Source organism: Pseudomonas fluorescens, from assembly GCF_000802965.1.
GTDB lineage: Bacteria > Pseudomonadota > Gammaproteobacteria > Pseudomonadales > Pseudomonadaceae > Aquipseudomonas > Aquipseudomonas fluorescens_A.
Window position 1 is genome coordinate 1 of the sequence record NZ_JSAK01000056.1, and the last position, 2,646, is coordinate 2,646.

The following is a 2,646-nucleotide window of genomic DNA, read 5'->3' on the forward strand; positions in this document are numbered from 1 at the left end:
GCGCCTGCCAGCGGAAAAACTCTCAAAAATCCACAACCCCGGCATCCAGCCCGACCTGCTGGTGGAGCACGCCTACAACCCGATCCATCGCCGTCACCAGTACGACCCGGCCGGCGAACTGATACGCACCCTCGACAAACTGCGCGGCGAGATCAAGTACGAATACGAAGCCAACGGCCAGTTGCACAGCCGCGACACCGGCAAGCTTGTCGACAGCGAAGAATTCCGCTACGACGCCGCAGCGAACCGGCTGAACTTCAACACCAGCCAGTTCGACCACGTCAAAGACAACCGCCTCAAACGCTGGCGGGATCAGGAATATGCCTACGATGCGTGGGGCAACCTGATTGAAAAACGCAGCGGCATGGGCAAACTGCAGACGTTTGTTTATGACTGTGAAAATCGGTTGGTCAAGGCCGAGACGTTGGTTAATGGCAAGCTGGAAAGTACCGGTTTTTATCGGTACGACAGCCTGGGGCGGCGGGTCGGCAAACAGTCCGTTGTTAATGGCGTGACCGAGCAGATGAACTTTCTCTGGCAAGGACTGCGCATGCTGCGCGAGGAGCGTCCGGGGCAGAGCAGTCTGTACGTGTACGAACCGGGCAGCTATGCGCCGCTGGCGCGTGTTGACCAGGCGGAAGGTGAAGAGCAAAAGCTTTATTACTTCCATACCGACCAGATTGGTACGCCGCTGGAGATGACGGACGCGGACGGGAGCATTGTCTGGCAGGCGACGTGCAAGGCGTGGGGTTCGGTTGAAAAGCTGACGGTCAATGACGTCGAGCAGAACCTGAGGTTTCAGGGGCAGTATTTCGATGAAGAGACGGGGCTGCACTACAACACGTTTCGGTATTACGATCCGGAGGTGGGGCGGTTTGTTACGCAGGATCCGATTGGGTTGTTGGGTAGTTTTAATCTTTACGAATATGCTCCGAACTCAATAGCTTGGGTTGATCCTTCCGGGTTAAGTCCAGAAGACTTAGTCAGATATAAGCCGAGAGCTTCGGTGACACCGCAAGCTGGCGCCCGAGGTACCGCTATCAGTCGAGCATGGGGGGAGGAGAGGGCGCTCGTTGAAAGAGGCGGCGGCACACGAAATTGGACTGCGGCGGAGCGTGAGACTATTTTAGGTACACGCAACAACGCACAGCTTTCTTCAATTATGTCCGAAGCTGGTTATACTGGTCATCATATCAACAGTGTAGAGGGTAATGGTCAACTTGGACCCGCTTGGAAGGGTGATCCAAGAAACATCGTATTCTTACAAAATGCAAACCATCCTAGTGGAATTGATGAGCATTTAAATAGCCCCCAAGGACACCGCGGCAGTTATACAAATGCAGGGAGGGGGCGCTTGATCGATCGTGTAAAAAGTGCTGTGAAGTTAGGTTCTTGTGGTTGATGAGTTAATTTTGGAGAAGAGTATGATTGATATAACAACCGCCGCGGACGAGTTGGTTAGGGTCCATAGCAAATATAGTCTGTCCGGAAATTTTCAGCGATGCGATCAAGTAGATGTGAAGTGGCCGCCCGCCCTCGCTCGCTCAGCTGAGTTGGATGCTTTTTTTAACGGTTATGAGCCGGTTGATGTAAAGATCGAAACAGGATTCACGCCGTTAAAGCTTTTTAGTCTTGAGTTCATTGAAAAAGGCCAAATGGGTTATAAGTGGATTGATCTGGGCTCAGGTACTAAGTTAAACGAAGATTGGGGGCGGTCTTTCGTAGTTGTAATGGATGACTCTGGTGGTGGGAAACCTGTGATTGCAGTCACGGATGTTAAATACACTCAGATTTTTGCTAGTTACAGTGCGGTTCCCCCTTTTAAGATATCAGACTCGCTAGCTGATTTTGTTTTTGCGTTGGCAAGACTGATTGATATAGTTTATGGTGAGTTCAATGTTTTTGATATTTCCGATGATGACGGTTTGAATTCATTGTTTGTCGAAAGGGTGAGCTCTGAGATATCTCCTATATTAGGTGAAGATAATTTTGAAAATTTTTTTGATTATTTTTATGGGTGAAATTAAGTTTTTTTACGATTTTTTGATGCGGTAACTAACGTTCTCTGTCGCTCTTTTAAAATACATTGAAAAAGTGGCTGCCAACATTGCCTCAGTCACTTCTCTATAGTAACCATCGACGTCAGTCGCAAATCCAAATACCTGTGGTGGAACACCCTGGCCCAGGTCGAGCGCTTCCAGGATTGCTCGGGTAAAACCACCACCTATCGCTTCGACGAACGCCAACACTTGGTCGCCGTCACCGACGCGTTGGGGCAGACCACCACACTGGAACGCAAACCCGACGGCGAAGTGCTGCGCATCCAGCACCCGGACGGCAGCGCCGAATCGTTCACCTACAACGCCCTCGGCCAGGTGCTGACGCACACCGACGGCAAGGGCCAGACCACCCGACTGCTGCGCACCGCCCGTGGCTTGCCGAGCAGCCGCCAGGACGCCAAGGGCCAGCGCATCCGCTACGAATACGACCCGGCGATTCGCCTGACTGCATTGGTCAACGAAAATAACGCGGCGTACCAGTTCGCCTACGATGCGTCTGACCGGTTGATCGAAGAAAAACGCATCGACAACCTGACACGGCGCTTCAGTTACAACCTGGGGGGGCATCTGACCCAGGTTGACGAAA

At 51.9% G+C, this 2,646-nt stretch carries 2 protein-coding genes and 1 pseudogene; all 3 read left to right on the forward strand.

All coding sequences use genetic code 11. The annotated features are described in order from the left end of the window. The coding region (locus NL64_RS29080) for an RHS repeat domain-containing protein (protein ID WP_155292806.1) at nt 1-1,402 on the forward strand (1,402 nt) is incomplete at its 5' end. A gap of 22 nt (nt 1,403-1,424) precedes the next feature. Next, nucleotides 1,425-2,021, forward strand: coding sequence for a hypothetical protein (locus NL64_RS29085; RefSeq protein ID WP_034151508.1), 597 nt, complete (start codon nt 1,425-1,427; stop codon nt 2,019-2,021). A 114-nt stretch (nt 2,022-2,135) separates the two neighbouring features. Beyond that, nucleotides 2,136-2,646 (forward strand): annotated as a pseudogene (locus NL64_RS29095) (type IV secretion protein Rhs); the annotation flags it as partial.